22 protein-coding genes are annotated in these 22,070 nt (G+C 66.8%); 8 read left to right on the forward strand and 14 right to left on the reverse strand.

From position 1 onward, the window contains the following. Positions 1 to 15: 15 nt before the first annotated feature. Together AC5P7F_RS07975 and AC5P7F_RS07980 are read right to left on the reverse strand one after the other, a co-directional pair. Complete coding sequence (locus AC5P7F_RS07975) at positions 16 to 1,770, reverse strand: peptide MFS transporter (RefSeq protein WP_014646346.1); 1,755 nt, start codon at positions 1,768 to 1,770, stop codon at positions 16 to 18. Between the two features lie 109 nt (positions 1,771 to 1,879). Then, a complete protein-coding gene (locus AC5P7F_RS07980) occupies positions 1,880 to 3,028 on the reverse strand; it encodes an acetyltransferase domain-containing protein (protein ID WP_111205854.1) in 1,149 nt (382 codons plus the stop codon). Positions 3,029 to 3,228: 200 nt separating this feature from the next. On the opposite strand from AC5P7F_RS07980, the gene AC5P7F_RS07985 reads away from it, so the two are divergent. The 3 genes from AC5P7F_RS07985 to AC5P7F_RS07995 all read left to right on the forward strand — a co-directional run bounded on the left by AC5P7F_RS07985 (position 3,229) and on the right by AC5P7F_RS07995 (position 8,913). Next, entirely contained in the window at positions 3,229 to 5,193 is a 1,965-nt protein-coding gene (locus AC5P7F_RS07985) for an OPT family oligopeptide transporter (RefSeq protein ID WP_014646348.1), read from the forward strand. Positions 5,194 to 5,449: 256 nt separating this feature from the next. Continuing rightward, complete coding sequence (locus AC5P7F_RS07990) at positions 5,450 to 7,528, forward strand: S9 family peptidase (RefSeq protein ID WP_495204146.1); 2,079 nt, start codon at positions 5,450 to 5,452, stop codon at positions 7,526 to 7,528. 140 nt (positions 7,529 to 7,668) lie between these two features. After that, positions 7,669 to 8,913 carry a DUF819 family protein gene (locus AC5P7F_RS07995; RefSeq protein ID WP_032961385.1) on the forward strand — a complete coding sequence of 415 codons (1,245 nt, stop codon included), beginning with the start codon at positions 7,669 to 7,671 and terminating at the stop codon, positions 8,911 to 8,913. Positions 8,914 to 8,984: 71 nt separating this feature from the next. On the opposite strand, the gene AC5P7F_RS08000 is transcribed toward AC5P7F_RS07995, so the two are convergent. The 5 genes from AC5P7F_RS08000 to AC5P7F_RS08020 are packed head-to-tail and all read right to left on the reverse strand — an operon-like array spanning position 8,985 to position 12,008. Further along, a complete protein-coding gene (locus AC5P7F_RS08000) occupies positions 8,985 to 9,464 on the reverse strand; it encodes a hypothetical protein (RefSeq protein WP_014646351.1) in 480 nt (159 codons plus the stop codon). A 46-nt stretch (positions 9,465 to 9,510) separates the two neighbouring features. Further along, positions 9,511 to 9,771, reverse strand: coding sequence for a cell division topological specificity factor MinE (minE, locus tag AC5P7F_RS08005; protein WP_005408532.1), 261 nt, complete (start codon positions 9,769 to 9,771; stop codon positions 9,511 to 9,513). A 2-nt stretch (positions 9,772 to 9,773) separates the two neighbouring features. Next, positions 9,774 to 10,583: a septum site-determining protein MinD gene (minD, locus tag AC5P7F_RS08010; protein WP_005415682.1), complete on the reverse strand. Its 810-nt coding sequence runs from the start codon at positions 10,581 to 10,583 to the stop codon at positions 9,774 to 9,776. 37 nt (positions 10,584 to 10,620) lie between these two features. Further along, entirely contained in the window at positions 10,621 to 11,466 is an 846-nt protein-coding gene (minC, locus tag AC5P7F_RS08015; RefSeq protein WP_164077055.1) for a septum site-determining protein MinC, read from the reverse strand. Next, positions 11,412 to 12,008 (reverse strand): GNAT family N-acetyltransferase, encoded by a 597-nt coding sequence (locus tag AC5P7F_RS08020; protein WP_014036357.1) that lies wholly within the window; start codon positions 12,006 to 12,008, stop codon positions 11,412 to 11,414. Before AC5P7F_RS08020 ends, minC begins: the two co-directional genes overlap by 55 nt. A gap of 150 nt (positions 12,009 to 12,158) precedes the next feature. On the opposite strand from AC5P7F_RS08020, the gene AC5P7F_RS08025 reads away from it, so the two are divergent. The 4 genes from AC5P7F_RS08025 to AC5P7F_RS08040 all read left to right on the forward strand — a co-directional run bounded on the left by AC5P7F_RS08025 (position 12,159) and on the right by AC5P7F_RS08040 (position 15,780). Beyond that, complete coding sequence (locus AC5P7F_RS08025) at positions 12,159 to 13,355, forward strand: sensor histidine kinase (RefSeq protein ID WP_032961359.1); 1,197 nt, start codon at positions 12,159 to 12,161, stop codon at positions 13,353 to 13,355. Further along, on the forward strand, positions 13,355 to 13,996 hold the full coding sequence (locus AC5P7F_RS08030) for a response regulator (RefSeq protein WP_006424175.1): 642 nt from the start codon (positions 13,355 to 13,357) through the stop codon (positions 13,994 to 13,996). Before AC5P7F_RS08025 ends, AC5P7F_RS08030 begins: the two co-directional genes overlap by 1 nt. Positions 13,997 to 14,230: 234 nt before the next feature. Then, positions 14,231 to 15,304 (forward strand): polyketide cyclase, encoded by a 1,074-nt coding sequence (locus tag AC5P7F_RS08035; protein WP_014646355.1) that lies wholly within the window; start codon positions 14,231 to 14,233, stop codon positions 15,302 to 15,304. 104 nt (positions 15,305 to 15,408) lie between these two features. Continuing rightward, entirely contained in the window at positions 15,409 to 15,780 is a 372-nt protein-coding gene (locus tag AC5P7F_RS08040; RefSeq protein WP_014646356.1) for a DUF423 domain-containing protein, read from the forward strand. A gap of 154 nt (positions 15,781 to 15,934) precedes the next feature. Here the strand turns inward: AC5P7F_RS08040 and AC5P7F_RS08045 are convergent, their stop codons facing one another. The 5 genes from AC5P7F_RS08045 to AC5P7F_RS08065 are packed head-to-tail and all read right to left on the reverse strand — an operon-like array spanning position 15,935 to position 18,633. Then, positions 15,935 to 16,744: a D-alanyl-D-alanine carboxypeptidase family protein gene (locus AC5P7F_RS08045; protein WP_164077056.1), complete on the reverse strand. Its 810-nt coding sequence runs from the start codon at positions 16,742 to 16,744 to the stop codon at positions 15,935 to 15,937. A gap of 9 nt (positions 16,745 to 16,753) precedes the next feature. After that, positions 16,754 to 17,347, reverse strand: coding sequence for a PH domain-containing protein (locus AC5P7F_RS08050; RefSeq protein ID WP_014646358.1), 594 nt, complete (start codon positions 17,345 to 17,347; stop codon positions 16,754 to 16,756). Between the two features lie 3 nt (positions 17,348 to 17,350). Beyond that, positions 17,351 to 17,530, reverse strand: coding sequence for a DUF4177 domain-containing protein (locus AC5P7F_RS08055; RefSeq protein ID WP_014646359.1), 180 nt, complete (start codon positions 17,528 to 17,530; stop codon positions 17,351 to 17,353). Next, the gene (locus AC5P7F_RS08060; RefSeq protein WP_014646360.1) at positions 17,527 to 17,706 is read right to left on the reverse strand and encodes a type II toxin-antitoxin system antitoxin; all 180 of its coding nucleotides are present in this window, start codon (positions 17,704 to 17,706) and stop codon (positions 17,527 to 17,529) included. Before AC5P7F_RS08060 ends, AC5P7F_RS08055 begins: the two co-directional genes overlap by 4 nt. A gap of 45 nt (positions 17,707 to 17,751) precedes the next feature. After that, entirely contained in the window at positions 17,752 to 18,633 is an 882-nt protein-coding gene (locus AC5P7F_RS08065) for an SPFH domain-containing protein (RefSeq protein WP_164077057.1), read from the reverse strand. Between the two features lie 137 nt (positions 18,634 to 18,770). Between AC5P7F_RS08065 and purT the strand changes: the two genes are divergently transcribed. Next, the gene (purT, locus tag AC5P7F_RS08070) at positions 18,771 to 19,958 is read left to right on the forward strand and encodes a formate-dependent phosphoribosylglycinamide formyltransferase (protein WP_014646362.1); all 1,188 of its coding nucleotides are present in this window, start codon (positions 18,771 to 18,773) and stop codon (positions 19,956 to 19,958) included. Between the two features lie 83 nt (positions 19,959 to 20,041). Here purT and AC5P7F_RS08075 read toward each other — a convergent pair whose 3' ends face one another. Together AC5P7F_RS08075 and AC5P7F_RS08080 are read right to left on the reverse strand one after the other, a co-directional pair. Next, entirely contained in the window at positions 20,042 to 21,256 is a 1,215-nt protein-coding gene (locus AC5P7F_RS08075) for an endonuclease/exonuclease/phosphatase family protein (protein ID WP_164077058.1), read from the reverse strand. Between the two features lie 38 nt (positions 21,257 to 21,294). Continuing rightward, on the reverse strand, positions 21,295 to 22,050 hold the full coding sequence (locus AC5P7F_RS08080) for an arginyltransferase (RefSeq protein ID WP_032961379.1): 756 nt from the start codon (positions 22,048 to 22,050) through the stop codon (positions 21,295 to 21,297). Positions 22,051 to 22,070: the final 20 nt, after the last annotated feature.

Genomic DNA, 22,070 nt, shown 5'->3' on the forward strand with positions numbered 1-22,070 from the left:
TTCGGCACGCGGGACTTACTTCACCCCGTGCATCATCTTCTTCAGCAGCGGCGCGGCGATGAAGGCCGCCAACGCGCAACCCAGGCCGATCCACATCAGCAGCCAGAACAGGTGCGCGTAGGCACCTGCGGCAGCCACCATGTCCAGCGATTCGCCTTCCGGCACCTCGATCGCGGCCAGCTTGCCGAACAGCGCGGCCAGCGTTTCCGAGAATGCGGTGGCCAGGAACCAGGTGCCCATCATCAGGCTCATCACCCGCGGCACGGCCAGCTGGGTCACCGCCGACAGGCCGACCGGCGAGAGGCACATCTCGCCGCTGGCCAGCAGGAAGTAGGCCAGCACCAGCCACCACACGCTGGCCATCTCGCCGGTGGCGCCCACCTGCTGTGCGGCCAGCGCCAGCGGCACGAACGACAGCGCGCCGATCACCAGGCCCCAGGCCGACTTCACCGGCTTGCCCGGTTCCCAGCCGCGGCGGTCCATCCACGTCCACAGCGCGGCGAAGGCCGGAGCGAGCAGCACCAGGAACAGGCCGCCGAGGTAGGTCAGCGAGCCGGCGGTCTGCGGAATCACCAGGCAGTCGCGCACCAGCAGCACCAGCATCAGTACGACGATGGCGGCGAAGAACGTGCGCGGCGCGGCCGAGCCCGGGCGCCGTTCCGACAGGCGCGCGCTGACCACGAAGCCGAGCGGTGCCAGCAGCAGCGAGAGGATCGACCACGGCAGCGGCGTGCCGCCGGTGATCACCAGCGAGGGCACGATGTCCTTGGTCAGCAGGCGGTCGGTGAAGGTCACCCACGAGCCGTAGGACTGCTCGTACATCGTGAAGAACACCAGCGCCATGAAGATCAGCACCATCAGCGCGATCATCTGCTGGCGCTGCACCGGCGTGCATTTCGTGCCGGTGAACCAGGCGAACCAGACCAGCACGCCGCCCAGCACCACCAGCATCAGCATCAGCGCCAGGCTGATTTCACCGCCCAGCGCGAACGCGCCGTTGCCGGCGGCCCACATCAGCCATGCCACCGGCAGCACGCCGAGCACCGCGCACAGATAGATGAGCCATTCGCGTGGCAGGCCCAGCACCTTCTGCTTCAGCGCCGCCGGTTGCGGCGGTTCGGCATGGCCCTGCAGGTACTTCTGGCCCCACAGGAACATCGCCAGGCCGGCCAGCATGCCGATGCCGGCCGCACCGAAACCGTACTTCCAGCCGTAGGCCTCACCGAGGAAGCCACACACCAGGGACGAGAACAGCGCGCCGAGGTTGATGCCGGCGTAGAACAGCGAAAAGCCCGAGTCGCGACGCGGGTCGTCCTTGGCGTACAGCTTGCCGACAATGGTGGAGATGTTCGGCTTCAGGAAGCCGACGCCCATGATGATCAGCGCCAGCGACAGGTAGGTCACCGCCAGCGCCGAGGTGTCGCGCACCACTTCGCCGTTCACCCGGTACGCGGCGTGGCCCTCGAAGGCCATGCCGAGGTGGCCGAGTACCAGCAGGATGCCGCCGAACAGCACTGCCCGGCGCATGCCCAGCCAGCGGTCGGCCAGCATGCCGCCGAACACCGGGATGCAGTACACCAGGCCACCGTAGGCACCGAGCAGGTCCAGGCCGGCCTTGTCGCCGAACAGGTGGTATTTGGTCAGGTACAGCAGCAACAGCGCCTTCATGCCGTAGAAGGAGAAGCGCTCCCACATTTCAGTGAAGAAGCAGACGTAGACGCCCTTGGGGTGGCCCAGGAAGTCGTCGGAAGCAGAGGCGGCAACGGTCATCGACGGCGGGGACAGCGGAAAGGGCGCGATTATAGGCCTCTGGGCCTGGGCAGGCAGCCGCCGGTGGATCCACGCCATGCAGGGATGGCGCTCCCCCGGCGGCCACCGCTCACAGGTATCGCAACCAAGGCAGATCGCGCCTTCGCGCTTTGAACCGCGCGAAGGCCCGCGTCGGCGGGTACAGCACCACCGCCAGCGCACAGGCCACCAGCAGCAGGCCGCTGACCGAATCCAGGGCATACAGTTCGCCATGGGTCGGCCCCCAGGCCGCCAACGCGGCCAGGTACAGCCCTTTCAGCACGTACAGGTGCAGCAGGTAGAAGAACATCGGCGCGGCGCCGATATCGGACAGCGGGCGCAGCGCACGCGCGAGGGGCGGCCATTCGTACAAGCGCAGCAGCAACAGCCCCACGCCCAGGGTCAGCAACAGGAACTGCAATGACGGCGGGTACTTGGTGACGTTGAAGATGCTCAACCACGTGCGCAGCGTAGTGGTCTGGTACGACCAGGGAGCATCCCCATACTGGTTGGCGAACCGCAGCAGCGCGAACAGGGCCAGCGCGCCGACGCCTGCCCACAGCAGCCAGCGCTGGCGCTGCTCCGGCGCGCGCGCGCGGCCGAACCAGGGCCCCATCAGATAACCCAGCGCAATCACCCCGATCCACGGCAGTACCGGATAGGAGGTGCGCAGGCGCAGCGCGCCGGCCTCGATCCAGTCGCGCTGGTGCAGCACTTTCCACAGCACCGCCAGCAGGCCGTTTCCTTGCACCCGAAGGCCGTCGAACAGGTTGTGCCCGGCCACCACCGCGATTGCCAGCATCAGCAGGGCCGGGCGTGGCAGCCATAGCAGCCCGGCCAGCGCGATCATGCTCAGCCCGATGGCCCAGATCACCTGCAGGTACAGCGTTTCCGGCGGCAGCTGGAAGGTCCAGGCGAAATTCACCAGGGTCAGTTCCAGCACCACCAGGAACAGCCCGCGCTTGAGCAGGAACGCAGCTGTGGCCCCGCGCGGATCCGCCTGGCGCTGGCCGTACAGCCAGGCCGACAGCCCGGTCAGCAGCACGAACACGGGGGCGCACAGGTGGGCCAGCAGACGGCAGGCGAACAGCGCAGGGGAGACCGTCGCTGCGTCCATCGGGTCGCTCACCTGGTGCTGCAGGAAGAAGGTCTCACGCACGTGGTCCAGCAGCATCAACAGCATCACGGTGCCGCGCAGCTGGTCGATGGAGGCCAGGCGGGGGGAGGGGGAAGGGGGCATGCGATGCAGTAACAACAAGGTATCATTAAGATATAACATATCATTTGCGGCGTGCCCAGCCGGACTTTGCCGGGTCGGTCGATTGCCGGTCCACGTGCCGGCCCATTGCGCCGCAGCACACGCCCCCATCCTTTGGCACGCTGGACTTGATCTGCCCTGAACGCTAGCTTGGCAGGGATTTTTTGCCAGCAGGGGCTTCCATGAACCACGACGCTGCGCCCAAGCAGCTCACCTTCCGCGCAGTGGCCCTGGCCATCGTGCTGGCGGTGGTGCTGTCGGCCGCAAACGCCTACCTCGGTCTGTTCGCAGGCCTGACCATCGCCACCGCCATTCCCGCCGCGGTGATTTCCATGGGCGTGCTGCGCCTGCTGGGCGGTGGCTCCATCCTCGAGAACAACATCGTGCAGACCGGCGCCTCGGCCGGTTCATCGATCGCCGCCGGTGTGATCTTCACCATCCCGGCGCTGGTGATCATGGGCTACTGGCCGGACTTCAAGTACTGGTGGGTGCTGGGCATCGCCGGCCTCGGTGGCCTGTTGGGCGTGCTGTTCTCGGTGCCGCTGCGCCGTTCGATGATTGTCGAAGACCCGCTGCCGTTCCCGGAAGGCAAGGCTGCGGCCGAAGTGCTCAAGGCCGGTGAGAACCCGGGCCCGGGCCTGAAGATCCTCGGCCTGTCGGCGGTGATCGGTGCCTTCGTCAAGCTGGCCGCGGAAAGCGGCATGCGCCTGATTCCCGATGCCTGGGCCACCTCGGCCTACGTCGGCAGTTCCAAGGTCACCGCCTTCATCGGCACCAACCTGTCGCCGGCACTGCTGGGCGTGGGCTACATCGTCGGCCTCAACGTCGGCATCGTGGTGGTGTCCGGCTCGATCCTGACCTGGCACATCGCCATTCCGATCTACCAGGCGTTCTTCATGAACACCGATCCGGCACTGGCCGCGTCGGTTGCCGCGGCCTCGTCCACCGAGGCAGCGTTCGCCATCTGGGGCGCGAAGATGCGCTACCTGGGCGTCGGTGCGATGCTGATCGGTGGCATCTGGACCCTGATCTCGCTGCGCAAGTCGCTGCTCAACGGTGTCAAGAGCGGCTTTGCCGCCGCCCGCAAGAGCGGTGGCCCGGTGCTGGCGCACACCGAGCGCGACCTGCCGATGAAGTGGATGCTGGTCGCCCTGGTGGTGTTCGTGCTGCCGCTGCTGGCCCTGTACCAGGCCATCGTCGGCCAGTGGCACGTGTCCATCCCGATGACCCTCATCATGATCGTCGCCGGCTTCCTGTTCGTTTCGGTCTCGGCCTACCTGGCTGGCCTGATCGGCTCGTCCAACAACCCGGTTTCGGGCATCACCATCTCCACCATCCTGTTCGCTTCGGCCGTGCTGGTGGTGCTGCTGGGCAAGGATGGCCTGCAGCCGGTCGGCGCCTTCGGCGCGCCGCTGGGCGCGGTGGCCGCGATCATGATCGGCGCGGTGGTGTGCTGTGCTGCAGCGGTCGGCGGTGACAACCTGCAGGACCTCAAGGCCGGTTACATCGTCGGTGCCACCCCGTGGAAGCAGCAGCTGATGCTGGGCATCGGTGCGTTCTCGTGCGCGCTGATCATGGCCCCGGTGCTGAACCTGCTGGCCACCGCCTACGGCATCGGCGTGAAGTCGGAGCTGCACCCGAACGCGCTGGCCGCGCCGCAGGCCAACCTGATGGCCTCGGTGGCCAAGGGCCTGTTCGGTGGTGAACTGCCGTGGACCTTCATCGGCATCGGTGCCGTGGTCGGTGCCGCCATCATCGCGTTCGACAGCTGGCTGAAGTCGCGCAACGCCCGCTTCCGCGTGCCGGTGCTGGCCGCCGCCATCGGCATCTACCTGCCGCTGGAACTGATGGTGCCGATCTTCCTCGGCGGCCTGATCGCCTACCTCGTCGAGCGCTTCCACAAGGTGCGTGCCGATGACGAAGAAGGTCGCGACCGCGTGCACAAGCCGGGCGTGCTGTTCGCCGCCGGCCTGATCACCGGTGAGGCACTGATGGGCATCGCCATCGCGATTCCGATCGTGGTGAGCAGTCGCGCCGACGTGCTGGCCGTGCCGTTCCACCTGCCGGGCGCACAGTGGATCGGCCTGGCCGTGCTGTTCCTGGTCGGCTGGCTGATCTACCGCACCGGCAAGCGCGCCATGGCGTAAGGGTTGGGGTCGTGATGCATGGGGTCGGATCCCTTCCCGCCGGGAAGGGCTCTGACCCCGGGTTGACAGCGTCTGGGGTCAGAGCCGATTCCGTCGGAATCGAATCCGACCCCGGTGTCCCCACAAACCGCGCCACGGCGCGGTTTGCTTTTTCTGGCGGCGGGGCCGCGCCCCACCGGCAGCCATGACCGATGGCCTTGGCAGCCCCGGCCGCACGGGCCTACCATCGGTTTTTTGCCGTCCTGCGGAGACCCCGATGAAACTGCGTCATGCCCTGCTGCCACTGAGCCTGCTGGCCGCCCTGCCCAGCGTCGCCGCTGCCCGTGGCCTGGAAGTCCGCGACATGGTGGCCATGGACCGCGTCTCCGCACCGGTACTGACCGCTGACGGCGGCACCGTGGTGTTCGCCAAGCGCAGCGTGGATGCCAACCTGAAGGCCTCCACCGCGCTGTTCGCGCGCAACCTGCGTACCCGCGATGCAGCACCGCCGAAGCAGATCACCCCGGCCGGCTGGAACGTCAATTCCGCTTCGCTGTCGGCCGATGGCCAGACCGTGTATTTCCTCAGCGCCAGGAGCGGCAGCCAGCAGTTGTACGCGCAGCCGCTCAGCGGCGGCGCCCCGCGCCAGCTGACCGACTTCCCGGTCGACGTGGACAGCTACCACGTGTCGCCGCAGGACGACCGCGTGCTGTTCAGCGCCGGCGTGTTCCAGGCCTGTGCCTCGGACCTGACCTGCACCGAGAAGAAGCTCAAGGACGTCGCCGGCGCCAAGGCCAGTGGCAAGGTCTTCGATTCGCTGTTCGTGCGCCACTGGGATACCTGGAACGACGGCCGCCGCAACACCCTGTTCGTCGCGCCGCTGCCGGCAGCCAAGGCCGGTCCGGTCAAGGGCGCTTCCGCGCTGAGCGCCACCATCGACGGTGATGCCCCGTCCAAGCCGTTCGGCGGCAATGATGATTTCGCCTGGTCGCCGGATGGCGCCAGCGTGGTCGCCAGCATCCGCGTGGCCGGCAAGCAGGAGCCGTGGTCGACCAACTTCGACCTGTACCGCTTCGACGCGGCGGGCAAGCAGGCGCCGGTCAACCTGACCGCCTCCAACCCGGCCTGGGATGCCGGCCCGGTGTTCAGTGCCGACGGCAAGACCCTGTTCTACCGCGCGATGAAGCGCCCGGGCTTCGAGGCTGACCGCTTCGGCCTGATGGCGATGGACCTGGCCAGTGGCAAGACCCGCGAGATCGCCCCGCAGTGGGATCGTTCGGCTGGCGGCATCACCCTGTCCGCCGACGGCGCCAGCATCTACACCACTGCCGATGACCTCGGCGAACACCCGCTGTTCCAGATCGACGTGGCCAGCGGCAAGGCCACCAAGCTGATCGGCGACGGCAGCGTGACCTCGGTCGATGTGGCCGGCAACAGCGTGGCGATCACCCGCAACAGCCTGAAGAGCAACGACCAGGTGCTGGTTGGCTTGCTGCCGGCCGCGGGCGAAGCCATCGGCGAGCTGCGCGCGCTGAACCCGGCCGCTGGTGAGGTGCTCAAGGATGTCAGCTTCGGCGACTACGAACAGTTCGAGTTCAAGGGCTGGAACAACGACACCGTGCATGGCTACGTGGTCAAGCCGCACAACTACCAGGAAGGCAAGTCGTACCCGGTCGCGTTCCTGATCCACGGCGGCCCGCAGGGCAGCTTCGGCAATGGCTGGAGCTACCGCTGGAATCCGCAGACCTACGCGGGCCAGGGCTATGCGGTGGTGATGATCGACTTCCACGGCTCCACCGGCTACGGCCAGGCGTTCACCGATGCGATCAGCCAGCACTGGGGCGACCGCCCGCTGGAAGACCTGCAGAAGGGCTGGGATGCGGCGCTGAAGAAGTATTCCTTCCTCAATGGTGACAAGGCCTGTGCGCTGGGCGCCAGCTACGGCGGCTTCATGGTCAACTGGATTGCCGGCAACTGGAACAGCCCGTTCAAGTGCCTGGTCAACCATGACGGCGTGTTCGACCAGCGCATGATGGGCTACGCCACCGAAGAACTGTGGTTCACCGAGTGGGAGCAGGGCGGTACGCCGTACCAGAAGGCGGCGAACTACGAGAAGTTCAACCCGGTCAACCACGTGGCGGACTGGAAGAAGCCGATCCTGGTCATCCACGGCCAGCAGGACTTCCGCATCCCGGTCGAGCAGGGCCTGGCCGCGTTCACCGCTGCCCAGCGCCAGGGCATCGAATCGAAGTTCCTGTACTTCCCGGATGAAAACCACTGGGTGCTGAAGCCGAACAACAGCATCCTGTGGCATGACACCGTCAATGCCTGGCTGAAGCAGCACATCGGCAACTGATGGTTGCGGCGCCGCCCTCCGGGGCGGCGCTTCTGTTTCACCATCTGCTTTACCGGTGGGTGCCGACCGTTGGTCGGCACACCTTCCTGATCTGCCGCCACCAGCAGCCGGCCAGCGGCCGGCTCTACCAGAGCGCCTGCATGCCTTCGACTGCCCTGATCCAGAACGACATCGTCGTCTTCGGTTTGATCGCCGCCACTCTTGGCGCCGTGTTCTGGACCGCCTCGCGCGAGCAGGGGCTGTGGAAGCGCTTCTATACGTTCGTGCCAGCGCTGCTGCTGTGCTACCTGATTCCCGGCATCTACAACACCGTCGGCCTGATCGACGGCCAGAACACCAAGCTCTACAACCCGATCGCGCGCGACATCCTGTTGCCGGCGGCGCTGATCCTGCTGACCCTGGCAGTGGATATCAAGGGCATCCTGCGGCTCGGCCCGAAGCTGGTACTGATGTACCTGGGCGCCTCGGCCAGCATCATGCTCGGTGCGGTGGTGGCGTTCCTGGTGATGCGCGCGATCCATCCCGACACCGTAGCCGGCGATACCTGGGCCGGCATGGCGGCACTGGCCGGCAGCTGGATCGGTGGTGGTGCCAACATGCTGGCGATGCGCGAAGTGTTCGACGTCAACGCGACCACCTTTGGCCAGTTCGCGGTGGTCGATGTCGGTGTCGGTTACGTGTGGATGGCCGCGCTGATCTTCCTGGCAGGACGTGCAGCGAAGATCGATGCACGCAGTGGCGCTGATACCTCGGCCATTGATGAACTGAAGGAACGCATCGCGCGCTTCCAGGCCGAGCACGAACGCATTCCCAGCCTGACCGATCTGATGCTGATCGTGGCGGTGGCCTTCGGCGGCGTCGGCCTGTCGCATGCGATCGGTGCGCCGCTGGCGGCCTGGTTCAAGGCCAACGTCAGCTGGGCGTCGCAGTTCAGCCTGGACGCGCCGTTCGTGTGGGTGGTGGTGCTGTCGACCACGCTGGGCCTGAGCCTGAGTTTCACCCGCGCACGCAACCTGGAAGGGGCGGGTGCATCGCGGCTGGGTTCGTTGCTGCTGTACTTCCTGATCGCCTGCATCGGCATGCAGATGGATCTGCTGGCGCTGCTGGATCGCCCGTGGCTGTTCCTGCTTGGCCTGATCTGGATTGCCGTGCACATCGTGCTGCTGTGGTGCCTGGGCAAGCTGCTGAAGGTGCCGTTCTTCTATTTCGCCATCGGTTCGCAGTCGAACATCGGTGGCCCGGCCTCGGCGCCGGTGGTGGCGGCCGCGTTCCATCCGGCCCTTGCGCCGGTGGGCGTGCTGCTGGGCACGATGGGCTATGCCACCGGCACCTACCTGGCCTACATCGTCGGCATCACCCTGCGCGCACTGGCCGGGCAGGGCTGATACGGCGACGGGGTGATGGGGTCAGATCCCTTTTGCGACGCAAAAGGGATCTGACCCCGGTTCCCGGTGAATCACGCCACCGGCAACCCGCGTTCGATCAACCATGCCTTCGCGTCTTCGGCGTCCTGCTCGAACCACGCTTTCGTAGATCCCAGCCGATACGTATACCCCCAGGCATCCATGTCGGCCATCAGCCGCTGGCTGCCGACGCCGGGCAGCTGCCCGGCCAGCACGATCTGCAGGTAGCAGGTCGCGTCTTCCTCGGCCACCGAGTCGGTGGCATCGGTATGCACCTGCGCCCGCCGCTCCGGCGGCAGTACGATCAGGTGGCAGGCCTCATGCAGCATCGAGTGCACGGGCGTGTCATCGCGCACGTAGACGTTGCTGGCGATGATGCCCGCCTCGGGCTCGCCCCAGTAGCTGCCGGGAATCGGCTCGCCGGCCGCCACGTGGTGCAGCCGCAGGCCATGCGCGGCGAGCAGGCACTGCGCATCGGCGAAGGCGATGTCGCCCACGCAGGTGATGTCCACGGCGGTTGTCGTATCGGTCATGCGGGTCAGGCAGCCCCGCCCATGCAGGCACGGGCGGGGCAGGGGATCAGGGTTTGTCCGGGCCTTCCGGCAGCGCCACGGAGATGTCCAGCACATCGTGCTGGCCATCCTTCACCAGGTCGACCTTCACCGCATCGACGTCGATGTTCACGTACTTCTTGATCACTTCCAGCAGCTCGCGCTGCAGCAGCGGCAGGTAGTCCGGGCCACCACGGTGGCTGCGTTCCTGCGCGATGATGATCTGCAGGCGGTTCTTGGCGGTTTCGGCGGTGGTCTTCTTCGCTTTGAGGAAATCAAACAGGCCCATGCTTACCCTCCGAACAGCTTGCTGAAGAAGCCCTTCTTCTCGACGTTGGTGAAGCGCATCGGGCGTTCTTCGCCGAGGATGCGCGCGACGGCGTCTTCATAGGCCTGGCCGGCAGCGGATTCGACATCCAGGATGACCGGCTCGCCCTTGTTGGAGGCGTTGAGCACGTCGCCCGATTCCGGAATCACGCCGATCGCCTTCAGGCCGAGGACTTCCTCGACGTCGGCGATGCTCAGCATCTCGCCGCTTTCCACGCGCAGCGGGGTGTAGCGCGTCAGCAGCAGGAAGGCCGGCACGTCCTGGCCGGATTCGGCCTTGTGGGTCTTCGAATCGAGCAGGCCGATGATGCGGTCGGAGTCGCGCACCGACGACACTTCCGGGTTCACCACCACCACCGCGCGGTCGGCGAAGTACATCGCCAGGAAGGCGCCCTTCTCGATGCCGGCCGGGGAGTCGCAGATGATGTAGTCGAAGCCGTCGGCGGCCAGGTCCTTCAGGACCTTGCCCACGCCTTCCTGGGTCAGTGCGTCCTTGTCGCGGGTCTGCGAGGCCGCCAGCACGTACAGGTTGTCGAAGCGCTTGTCCTTGATCAGGGCCTGCTTGAGGGTGGCTTCGCCGTGCACGACGTTGACGAAGTCGTACACCACGCGGCGTTCGCAGCCCATGATCAGGTCGAGGTTGCGCAGGCCGACGTCGAAGTCGATCACCGCCACCTTCTTGCCGCGCCGCGCCAGGCCGCAGGCCAGGCTCGCGCTGGAAGTGGTCTTGCCGACGCCGCCCTTGCCGGAGGTGACTACGATGATTTCAGCCAAAGGACTTCTCCTGGTTCTGCATGAGTTTGGTGCTGCGTCAGTCCAGCGCAGCGATCTTGATCTGGTCCTGTTCCAGCCACACCTGGACGGCCTTGCCGCGCAGGTTGTCCGGAACATCGTCCAGTACCTTGTAGTGGCCGGCAATGGCCACCAGTTCCGCATGGAAATCACGGCAGAAGATGCGTGCCGCGGTGTTGCCCTGGGCCCCTGCCAGCGCGCGGCCGCGCAGGGTGCCGTAGATATGGATGCTGCCATCGGCGATGACCTCGGCGCCGGCGCCGACAGTGGCCATCACGGTCAGGTCGCAGTTTTCCGCGTACAGCTGCTGGCCCGAACGCACGTTGCCCAGCTGCATGCGGCCCGGCTGCGGTGCAGCGGCGTCGGCCACCTTGGCCACCGGCGTCGCCGGAGCTGGCTTCGGTTCGGCACGGGCTGCCCGGCGCGGTTCCTGTGCGGGCGGCGGCGGGGCCGGTTCGCCCTCGGCACGCTCGTACTGCGCGCGGAACTTGGCCAGCAGCGGCAGGCCGAGCTGCTGGGAGAGCAGGTCGACCGCGCTGGTGCCGTAGGCCAGCGCCACCGGCAGCACCCCGGCGCTGCGCAGGCCGTCGACCAGCGCCTGCGCGGTGGCCACGTCCGGCACCTGGCTCAGGCCGCCGAAGTCGAGGATCACCGCGGCGCGGCCGAACAGCTTCGGGGCGCGGGTCACGCGCTCGCGCATTTCCTGCACGAGACGTTCGACATCAAGGGTACGGATGCGCAGGTTGGCGATGCCCACCTGGCCGATCTTCAGTTCACCGGCCTGTTCGTAATCGAAATTCACCGCCACGCTCAGGTCCCCGTCGGCCGCTGTGCCTGCGCCGGCAGCTGCCGGGCGCGTGTCCATGCCACATCCGGCAGCTTGTCGCCGTAGGTCTCCTGGACCCACGGGTAGCTGCACAGTTCCTTGGCCAGCATGCTGGCGCGCACATCGACCTGCGGCATGGTGTTCTGGCCCAGCTCGCGGAAGCCGAAGCTGCCGTGGAAGAGCAGGGCGGCATCGGCGCCATGGTCGAGGAAGACCTCGCAGGTCATCTGCGGGTAGCGCAGCTCGGCGAAGCTCTGCGCGTCGGCGTAGAACGCACGCCCGACGCCACCGCCACGACGGCGGCTGGCGACCACGATGCGGTCGATATAGAAGAACGGGGTGTCCAGCTGCTGCTTGAACCAGGCGAAATTGCTGCTGTCGTGCTGGCTGTCGCTGCCGAAGCCGATCAGGAAGCCGGCCAGGTTGCCGTCGCGCTCGGCGACGCGGAAATACTCAGCGGTTTCATAGAACAGGCGCAGGCGGGCCGCATCCAGGGGAAGGATGGCCAGGCCAGCGTTGTTGTTCAAAGCCAGGACGGAATCGAGCTCGTGCTCGCGCACGTCGCGGATGACAATCGACATTGTGACTCCGTGGGGTAACGCGGTTGGTCCATCAAGGGACCCTGCGCACGATTATTGCATGCCCGGGGTGGGCTGCGGCATGAACAGGCGACCGGGCGGGCATGACTTCCGTGGGGTGCGGTGCGCAGGCGCGGCCCGTAGAGTGCTGGCATGTTGGGAGTCCTCAGCCATACCCGCGTCCTCCGCCTGGCCGGCCTGTTCACCTGGGTCATGGTCGGCCTGCCCCTGGCGTACTCGCAGTTCGAGAACCTGCACAGCCGCGGTGACATGGGCGGCTGGGCGATCCTGTTGTTCGTCGCCTACCTGTCCTTCGGCACGGCCTACTACTGGTTGACCCGCATCCTGCGCAGCGACAGCCACACCAGCTGGCTGGACCGCGGCCTGCTGCTGTTGCTGACGGTCTCGGCGCTGGGGGTCAGTTTCCTCAGCGGTTCGGGCCTGGGCAGCATCCTGATGATGGTCGCCGCCGGGGTCATTCCGTGGATGCTGTCGGTACGGCTGGGGGTGCTGTGGCTGCTGGTCAGCCAGCTGGCGGTGGCGCCGGTCTATTACCTGCTGCTGCGCTTCCCGCTGTTCGAAGCGGTGATGCAGTCGCTGCTGTATGGCGGCTTCTCCATGTTCATCTTCGTGACCAGCCTGGTTGCACGGCAGCAGACCGAGGCCCGCGACGAGCAGCGCCGGCTCAATTCGGAGCTGCGTGCCACCCGCGCCCTGCTGGCCGAGAGCGCGCGGGTCAACGAGCGCACCCGCATTTCGCGCGAGCTGCACGACCTGCTGGGCCACCAGCTGACCGCGCTGACCCTGAACCTGGAGGTCGCCGGCCACCTGGCCGAGGGCCAGGCGCTGGACCACGTGAAGCGCTCGCACGCGCTGGCCAAGCTGCTGCTGGGCAATGTGCGCGAGGTGGTCAGCCAGCTGCGCGAGACCGGCGCGATCGATCTGGCCGCGGCGCTGCGCCCGCTGACCGAGAACGTGCCCTCGCTGGATATCCAGCTGGAGATCGAGGATCCGTTGAACGTGGAAGACCCGCAGCGGGCCCACGTGCTGCTGCGCTGTACCCAGGAAATCATTACCAACGCGGTGCGCCACGCCGGCGCCCGCCACCTGTGGATCAAGGTGTACCGTGAAGCCCCCGACCGGGTGGTGGTGGAGGCCCGCGACGACGGCGTCGGCGCGGATATGGTCAATGTAGGCAATGGCTTGCGCGGCATGCGCGAGCGCCTGCAACAATGTGGTGGCCAGCTGCAGATCGAAACCCGTCCCGGAGAAGGCTTCCGGCTGCGGGCGACGGTGCCGGCAACGGTGCTGGTGGCGGCCCTTACCAAGGTTCCTGAAGGAGTGCGTTGATGATTCGCGTCTGCCTGGTCGACGACCAAACCCTGGTGCGGCAGGGAATCCGCTCCCTGCTGGCGCTCGACGACGGCATCGAGGTGGTGGCCGAGGCCGGCGACGGCCGGCAGGCGGTCGAGCTGATACCGCAGGTGCGCCCCGACGTGGTGCTGATGGACATGCGCATGCCGGTGATGTCCGGTCTGGAGGCACTGCAGGTGCTGTCGCGGCAGGAACAGCTGCCGCCGACCATCATCCTCACCACGTTCGACGATGACCAGCTGGTGCTGGCCGGGCTCAAGGCCGGTGCCAAGGGCTACCTGCTCAAGGATGTCACCCTGGCGCAGCTGGTCGGTGCCATCCGTACCGTGGCCGACGGCGGTTCGCTGGTGCAGCCGGCGGTGACCCAGCGCCTGCTGTCCGGCCTGGAGCACATGCGCAACGAGTTCGTCAGCCTGGACCGCCCGGACCCGCTGACCGACCGCGAGACCGAGATCCTGCGGCTGATGGCCAGCGGCTTCTCCAACAAGGAGATCGCCAATTCGCTGGGCGTGGCCGAAGGCACCATCAAGAACCACGTGTCCAACATCCTGTCCAAGCTGGGCGTGCGCGACCGTACGCGTGCCGTACTGAAGGCGTTCGAACTCCAGCTGGTCTGAAGAAAATCGTTCAAGTACAAAGACTTGGGTCGTAGTTACGGGTTCCTGCCAAGGTTGCCCCCTACTTGCCGGGTAGCGGTATGCGTTACCCTTCGAATTCTTTGTCCATACAAATACGCAGCCGGCAGGGAAACCGGTGCGCCAATCCCGATAAACAATGCCCGCGAAGCCTGCTAGGATTGGCGCTTCGCTTCAATCAACCCGGCCGTGGGATCGGCCCCGGAGACTCTCTGAATGACCCGTATTATCGAGTTCCTGATCGCCTTGGGGATCGTGGCTGGCCTGTTCGTCATCATTGGCGTATGTCTGCCGGGCGAGCGTCACATCACCGAAAGCATCGAGACCAACCGCAAGATGACGATCGTGTACGACACGGTCAGCAGCCTGCGCCGCTTCAAGGACTGGAACCCGCTGGTACTGCGCGATCCCGCCGTTGAACTGAAGCTGTCCGGCCCGGCCTCCGGTACCGGTGCCACCCTCGACTTCACCTCCAAGGACCTGGGCACCGGTTCCTGGAAGATCACCGAAGCCGAAGAGAACAAGCGTGTTGTGATCGCCATCGAAGACGCCACCAAGGGTCACGACAAGGTCACCACCTTCAACCTGGAGCCGACCGGCAAGGGCGGTCGCAACGTCAAGATCACCCAGGACTACTCGGTGAAGTACGGCTTCGACCTGTTCGGCCGTTACGCCGGCCTGTATGTCAGCCGCCAGATCGGCGACGACATCAAGCTGGGCCTGTCGCGCATCGCCAACATGCTCGCAACCGTGCCGAACGTGGACTACCGCACGCCGGAAGCCCCGCTGACCGACCTGGCCATCGTTGAAGTGCCGGCCGAGAACCTGCTGGTGGTCAACGCCGGCAACGTGGACCGCGGTCAGGACACCATCACCAAGTCCATCAAGGACAACCAGGAGTGGATCAAGCGCGTGATGGAGGCCAATGGCCTTGAAGCCGCTGGCCCGTTCCGCATCATCACCACCGACTTCGGCCAGGAGAAGTACGCCTTCGACATCGCCCAGCCGGTGAAGAAGAAGGGTGCTGAAGGTGCTGCTGCCGACGAGCTGACCGTCAAGATCGACGGCGGCGCTCCGGTCAAGTACGTGCACGTTGCTCCGCACCGTTCGGCGCATGCGGCCTACACCGGCCACATGGCGGGTCTGGACGTGGCCCGCAACGGCCTGCGTGCCTGGGCCGTGACTTCGGGCAACGAAGTCATCGACCGCCCGTACGAAACCTGGAAGGACGGCATCGACAAGTCGTTCACCCCGGAAGCGACCTACGACATCTACTGGGCCGTCAAGTAAGCCTCGGCTGACCCATGTAGTGTTGGACACGAAAACGCGCCGCTCATTGCGGCGCGTTTTTTTTGATCCGGCGCCCGGCAAGGGGCGCTGCGCAAGGAGCCCCCATGTTCAATCTCGAACGTCGTGCACGTAAGCCGTCCCTGCTCGCCTGCCTGGGGGCGCTGCTGGCCGCTGCCTCGATCGGCCTGTCCGCCTACGCCTCGCATGGCGTGGCCGATCCGCTGGCGCAGCAGCACCTGAACATGGCGGCGCTGTACGCGTTCGCGCATGGTGCGGTACTGGTGGCACTGGGGCCACGCGCGCACGGGGCGATCGCACACCTGGCGCTGTACGTGCTGCTGCTGGGTGTGCTGTTGTTTTCAGGCAGCCTGGTGGGCGGGGCGCTGTGGCAGTGGCCGACGCGGATGGCGCCGATCGGTGGCACCAGCATGATGGCCGGCTGGGTGGTGCTGGCGATCAATGCGTTGAGGCGGTGACGGCAATCCGGGTACAGCCGAGCATGGCTCGGCACTACATGGGGGCGTTGCGCGGCAGCTGCTGTAGAGCCGAGCCATGCTCGGCTTCGAGCGAAGCGGCCCGCTTTTGGCTTCGCTCTCTCGTTCCATTCCGCGTGCGGGCGCCACGAGGGGCTCAGCCGTTGGCCGGCCTCCAGCACCAGTGCCAGGGTTCGTAGACGATGCCGTGCGGGTTGTCGCGTGGGTAGCTCAGATGGAAGCCATGCCCGCCGGCATGCACCTGCAGCCAGGCGAACGCGTCGGTGGCTTCAAATGATTCCTCGGCCGGGGCATCGCCCGGTGTGCCGATGTCCAGCGCATGGCCGCTGTGGTGTTCGCTGAACCCCGGCGCTGCATTGACCTTCAGGATCTCCGTCACGCTCAACCCACGTGCCAGCTTCCGCTCGAAGATGCCCAGCTGGTAGGCATGGCTGCGGAAGCCGGAAATTGCGTCGAGCGCGATGCCCTCCCGTGCCGCCTGCAGGCGCATCCGCCGCCATCCCTGCGCGGCGCCACGGCGCAGCCATAGCGGCCGGGCGAAGCGGTCGCGGCCGGCAAAATGCAGCAGGCACGGTTCGGGCTCCAGCGGCAGGCCGCTGTCGTCGGCGTAGCGCTGCGGGTCCAAGCCGAGCTGCTGCAGGCGCTGCTGCAGCCCGGCCAGCGGCAGCCACTGTTCCTGCAGCGCAGCGCCGAACGGTCGTGCCGCCGCTGCATCGAGCAGCGCCAGTGCGTCCTCGGCCCCGGGCTCGCGCGGCAGGCGTGGCACCAGCGAATGCACGCCATGCGTCGTTACCGCCGCCAGGTAGCGGCCATCGCGCTTGCGCCGCAGCACCCACTGTGCCTGCGACAGCAGGCGGGCATCCAGGTTGCTTCGTGCGCGCAGGAGGTGGGCGGGCCACAGCTCGATGGCCTCGGTATTGATCAGCAGGGGGGCGCGTCGTTGCATCGCCGCAGCTTACCGCCGAGGCGCCGGTGCGGCCACCTTGCGCAGTGCGTCCAGCAGCACCTGCGGCCGCTCCAGGCTGAGCAGCAGCGTGCTGCCATCGCTGACCGGCAGGGCGAGAACGCGCGTGCGGTCGGTGACCAGCGCGAACCCCTTGCCGCCGCCCTGCAGGCGGAAGTGGCCGGAATAGAAGCCCGGCATCGCATAGCCATTGGTCTTGAAACGAATGCCATAGCGGCGGTCACGCTGCAGGTCGACCACCTCGGCCTGGTCCAGCCGCAGCTGTGCCACCGGAACGCGGCGGCGGTACATCGTCGAGCGCACGTCCAGCACGTCGTCGGCCAGTTCCACCCGGCGGCGGAAGAACGCCGCGCCCAACCCGATGCCGAGCGCGGCGATCACCAGCAGGCTCCAGGCGGCACTGCCGCCCATCCGGAACCAGGGCGGCGACAGCGTTACTTCGATCCAGGGCGCCGTGGCCGGTGCCTTGTACAACTGCGCATACAGGCAGGCCACGAAGGCGGCGAGCAGGGGCAGCACGATCCACAGCACGCGCAACGGCGAACTCTCGGCCACCTCGTACTGCTTTGGATCGCTGGCACCCATGGCTCAGGCCTCCTTCTTGAATACCAGCATCGCCGGGCGCATCGGTGCGGGGATGATGATGTTGACCAGCTCCCAGCCCAGTTGGCCCTGGCGGCTCAGTTCGCTCTGGATGTCCTCGGCCTTGAGCTGGCCCATCATGGACGTCTTGACCTCGATCGTCTGGTAGCTCCAGCGCTTGCTCATTCCTTGTCCCCCGAAGATGGCGTGGGTTTCGGCAGGCGTCCTGCCTTGCGCAGGGCGTCGCGCAGCACGTATTCGATCTGTGCGTTGAGGCTGCGCAGCTCGTCGTCAGCCCAGCGTTGCGCGGCGGCCAGGACGTCGGCATTGATGCGCAGCGGGTAGGCTTTCTTCTCACTCATGCAAGCTCCTGGCGGGGTGGTGGGGCACCCCGTTGCGAGGGTGGTTCAGTACAGCGAACCGGCGTTGACGATCGGCTGGGTACCGCGGTCCGAGCACAGCACGGTCAGCAGGTTGCTGACCATGTGCGCCTTGCGTTCTTCATCCAGCTGCACCACGCCGTTCTTCTGCAGTTCGGCCAGGGCCATTTCAACCATGCCCACCGCACCGGCCACGATGCGCGTGCGTGCGGCGATCACCGCGTTGGCCTGCTGACGCTGCAGCATCGCCTGGGCGATTTCGGCGGCGTAGGCCAAGTGGCTGATGCGTGCGTCGATCACCTGCACGCCGGCGTCGGCCAGGCGTTCGGCCAGCTCGTTCTTCAGGTGCTGGGAGATCTCGCTGGCATGGCTGCGCAGGGCCAGCTGGCCGTCTTCGTGCTGGTCGTAGGGATAGCTGGTGGCCATCGCACGCAGCGCAGATTCGGACTGGATGTGTACGAAGCTCTCGTAGTCGTCCACGTTGTAGACGGCCTCGGAGGCGTCGACCACCTGCCAGACGATCACCGCGGCGATCTCGATCGGGCTGCCGTCCAGCTCGTTGACCTTCAGCTTGCCGCTCTCGAAGTTGCGCACGCGCTGGCTGACCCGGCGCTTGGCAAAGAAGGGGTTGTTCCAGCGCAGGCCGTTGTCCTTCACCGTGCCCACGTACTTGCCGAACAGGCTAAGGACCGCCGCCTGGTTGGGCTGGATGGTGTACAGACCGGCCAGGATGAACACGCCCAGCGCCACCAGCAGGGCGCCCAGCAGCATCAGCAGCAGGCTGGGCGAGCCGGTGCTGGCCTTGGCTGCCACGCCCGCCACGAACAGGGCGGCGCCGGCGAGGCCGACGAGCAGGGCGCCGACCAGCGTGCCGAGGCCGTTGAGGGAAGACAGCGACTTCTCTTTCATGGCGGTACGTCCTTGAGTGTTCAAATTTAAGATATCAAAGTGATATCACCTGTCCACTACCGTTCGTCGGATGCCATGGTCAGGGTGCCCGGCCAGCTAGAATGCCCTCCCGCCTTCACATCGCTGCTGGAACCGCCATGGCCAAGCTTGGAACGCCGTTGTCCCCCTCCGCCACCCGCGTGCTGCTGCTGGGCTCGGGCGAACTCGGCAAGGAGGTGGCCATCGAGCTGCAGCGGCTGGGCGTGGAGGTGATCGCCGCTGATCGCTATGCCGACGCCCCGGCCATGCAGGTCGCGCACCGCTCGCACGTGATCGACATGCTCGATGCGATGGCGCTGCGGGCGCTGATCGCCCAGGAGCAGCCGCACCTGGTGGTGCCGGAAATCGAGGCCATCCACACCGAGACCCTGGTCCAGCTGGAACAGGAGCAGGGCCTGCGGGTGATCCCGACCGCGCGCGCCGCACGCCTGACCATGGATCGCGAAGGCATCCGTCGCCTGGCCGCCGAAACCCTGGGCCTGCCGACCTCGCCGTACCGCTTCGTCGATACCGAGGCCGAATACCGTGCTGCCGTCGCCGCCATCGGCCTGCCGTGCGTGGTCAAGCCGGTGATGTCGTCCTCGGGCAAGGGCCAGAGCACCCTGCGCAGCGAGGCGGACATCGCCCCGGCCTGGGACTACGCGCAGACCGGTGGCCGCGCCGGTGCCGGCCGCTGCATCGTCGAAGGCTTCATCGATTTCGATTACGAGATCACCCTGCTGACCGTGCGCCATGCCGGTGGCACCTCGTTCTGTGCGCCGATCGGCCATCTGCAGAAGGATGGCGACTACCGCGAAAGCTGGCAGCCGCAGCCGATGTCGAGCGCGGCACTGGCACGTGCCGAGGAGATCTCACGTGCGATCACCGACGACCTTGGCGGCTGGGGCCTGTTCGGCGTGGAGCTGTTCGTGAAGGGCGACGAAGTGTGGTTCAGCGAAGTGTCGCCGCGCCCGCACGACACCGGCCTGGTGACGCTGGTATCGCAGGAGTTGAGCGAGTTCGCGCTGCATGCGCGCGCCATCCTCGGCCTGCCGATCCCGGTGATCCGCCAGAGCGGCCCGTCGGCGTCGTGCGCGCTGTTGGCACACGGCGAGGGCGTGCCGTACTTCAACAACGTCGCCGCTGCATTGCAGGTGCCGGATACTGCTGTACGCCTGTTCGGCAAGCCGAGCGTGCATGGCCATCGCCGCGTGGGCGTGACCCTGGCGCGCGCGGAAACCATCGACGAAGCGCGCGCCATCGCGCGAGATGCCGCCGACGCCATCGGCGTCGAGCTGCGCCCGTAAAGCAAAAAGGGGACGGAGGGGATTAAGTCGTTTGTGCCATAAACGACTTAATCCCCTCCGTCCCCTTTTCAGGGCCGTCGACTCTACCGCACGTCCACCCACACCAGGTGGTGGTCGCTGCCATCGGCGATCTTCGCTTCCGGGCTTTCATTGGCCGGCCAGAAGATACCGCTGCCGACGTACTCGAAACCGGTCGAGGGCAGTACGTAGTCCAGGCGCATCGTGCCGGATTTCGGGCCGAAATCGCCGGTGGCATGGAACGGTGCGCCCTTGCGCTCGATGCCCTTGACCGCATAGGCCAGGCTGGTCTGCTCGCCACCGACGCTGCGCGGGGTGGGGTAGCGCAGCACGCGGGCGTTCTCGATCAGTTCGACGATCGCCTCATGGCGGCCATCACCATCGACCGGGTCGTTGTTGAGGTCGCCGAGGATCACGAAGCGCGCATCCTGCGCCAGGCCGCCGCAGTGGCCCTTGTCGTCGCACAGCCATGGCTTGTCACCCTTGGACAGGTATTCCTGCCACAGGCGCAGCTCGTCATGGTTGCGCGCCGCGTTGCGCTTTTCCGGGCCGTCGAACACCGGCGGGGTCGGGTGCGACACCAGCGCGTGCACCACGCCGGCCGGGGTCTTCACCGGCACGTCCCAATGCGACTTCGACGACAGGCGCAGCTGCGACCACACATGGTCGTTGTAGAAGCTCTGGCCGGTACGTGGGTCGACCGGGCGGATCGCGCCGGGCATCGCGCTCCACTTCAGTAGCTGGAAGCTGCGCACCCTGGCTTCGTCGATCGGGTAGCGCGACAGCACCAGCATGCCGTACTGGCCCGGGTGCAGGCCGTAGCCCCAGGCATCGTTGCCGCGGCTGCGGCCTTCGCCACCGACCACGCCGTTGTTGTCCAGGTCCAGGCCGCTGGGCACGCCGGTGTTGACCGGTGCCAGATAGCGGTAGGCGAAGTGCAGCGGTTTGCCGCCACCGGGCTGGGCGACCTCCAGGTAGCGCTTCTGGAACAGGTCGGCGGCGCGATGGGCGTCGTCGAAGTCGAATTCGTTCAGCAGCACCAGGTCCGGGCGCACCTGCTGCAGCACTGCGGCGATCTTGCGCGCGTGTTCGCTGTCGCCTTCCAGCTCCTTGATCAGGCCACCGGCGTCATCGGAGTACAGCGAGGTGTTGTAGGTGGCCAGGCGCAGCGCAGCGGACGGCTTTTCGGTCATCGCAGGGGACGTGGCGAAGGCAGGGGCGGTGGCGCCGCAGAGCAGGGCCAGGGCGAGGATCAGGGGATGGCGGCGGGTCATGTTCATGGGCCGTATTGTGCACCCGGCCCGGTGTCAGCGGTTTGTCAGCGCCCGTCCAGATCCTTGTCGAAATCGTGCCAGCGGCGGCCATCGTAGGCTTCCAGCGGATGGAAGCGGCGCTTGTAGTCCATCTTCTGGTGGCCGCGGATCCAGTAGCCCAGATACACGTGCGGCAGGCCCTCGCGGCGCGCCCACTCGATCTGCTGCAGGATCGCGAAGGTGCCCAGCCCGCGCGCGGCGTGGTCCGGGTCGAAGAAGGTGTAGACCGCCGACAGGCCGTGCTCGGTGACGTCGGTCACCGCTACCCCCAGCAGCTGGCTGGGCTGGCCGTCGTGGCCGGGCAGGCGCATCTCCATGAAGCGGGTGTGCGACCAGCTGCCGATCAGGAACTGCTCGAACTCGTGCGGGCCGTGGTCGTCCATGCCGCCGTTGGCATGGCGGTGGGTGAGGTAGCGGTGGTACAGCGCGAACAGGTCATCGCGGGCGGTGGCGGCGGTGATCCGCACCTCCAGGTCGTCATTGCGGGTGGCACAGCGGCGCTGGCTGCGGTCCGGGGCGAAGCGGGCCACCGGGATGCGCACCGCCACGCAGGCCTGGCAGTGCGCGCAATGCGGCCGGTAGACCAGGTCGCCGCTGCGGCGGAAGCCCCAGCTCAGTGCCAGTGGATAGAGCGCGCCGAGGCGGCGGTCGTTCGGGTCCAGTACCAGGTCGCGTGCCACCCGGTCCGACCAGTACCCGCAGGGGTGCTCGCCGGTCTGGAAAAGTCGCAGTTCGTCGTCTCTGTCGCCATGTATCGCCATGGGCACAGCATAGCCCCAGG

Source organism: Stenotrophomonas sp. YJH_SMC_105-26, assembly GCF_059368915.1.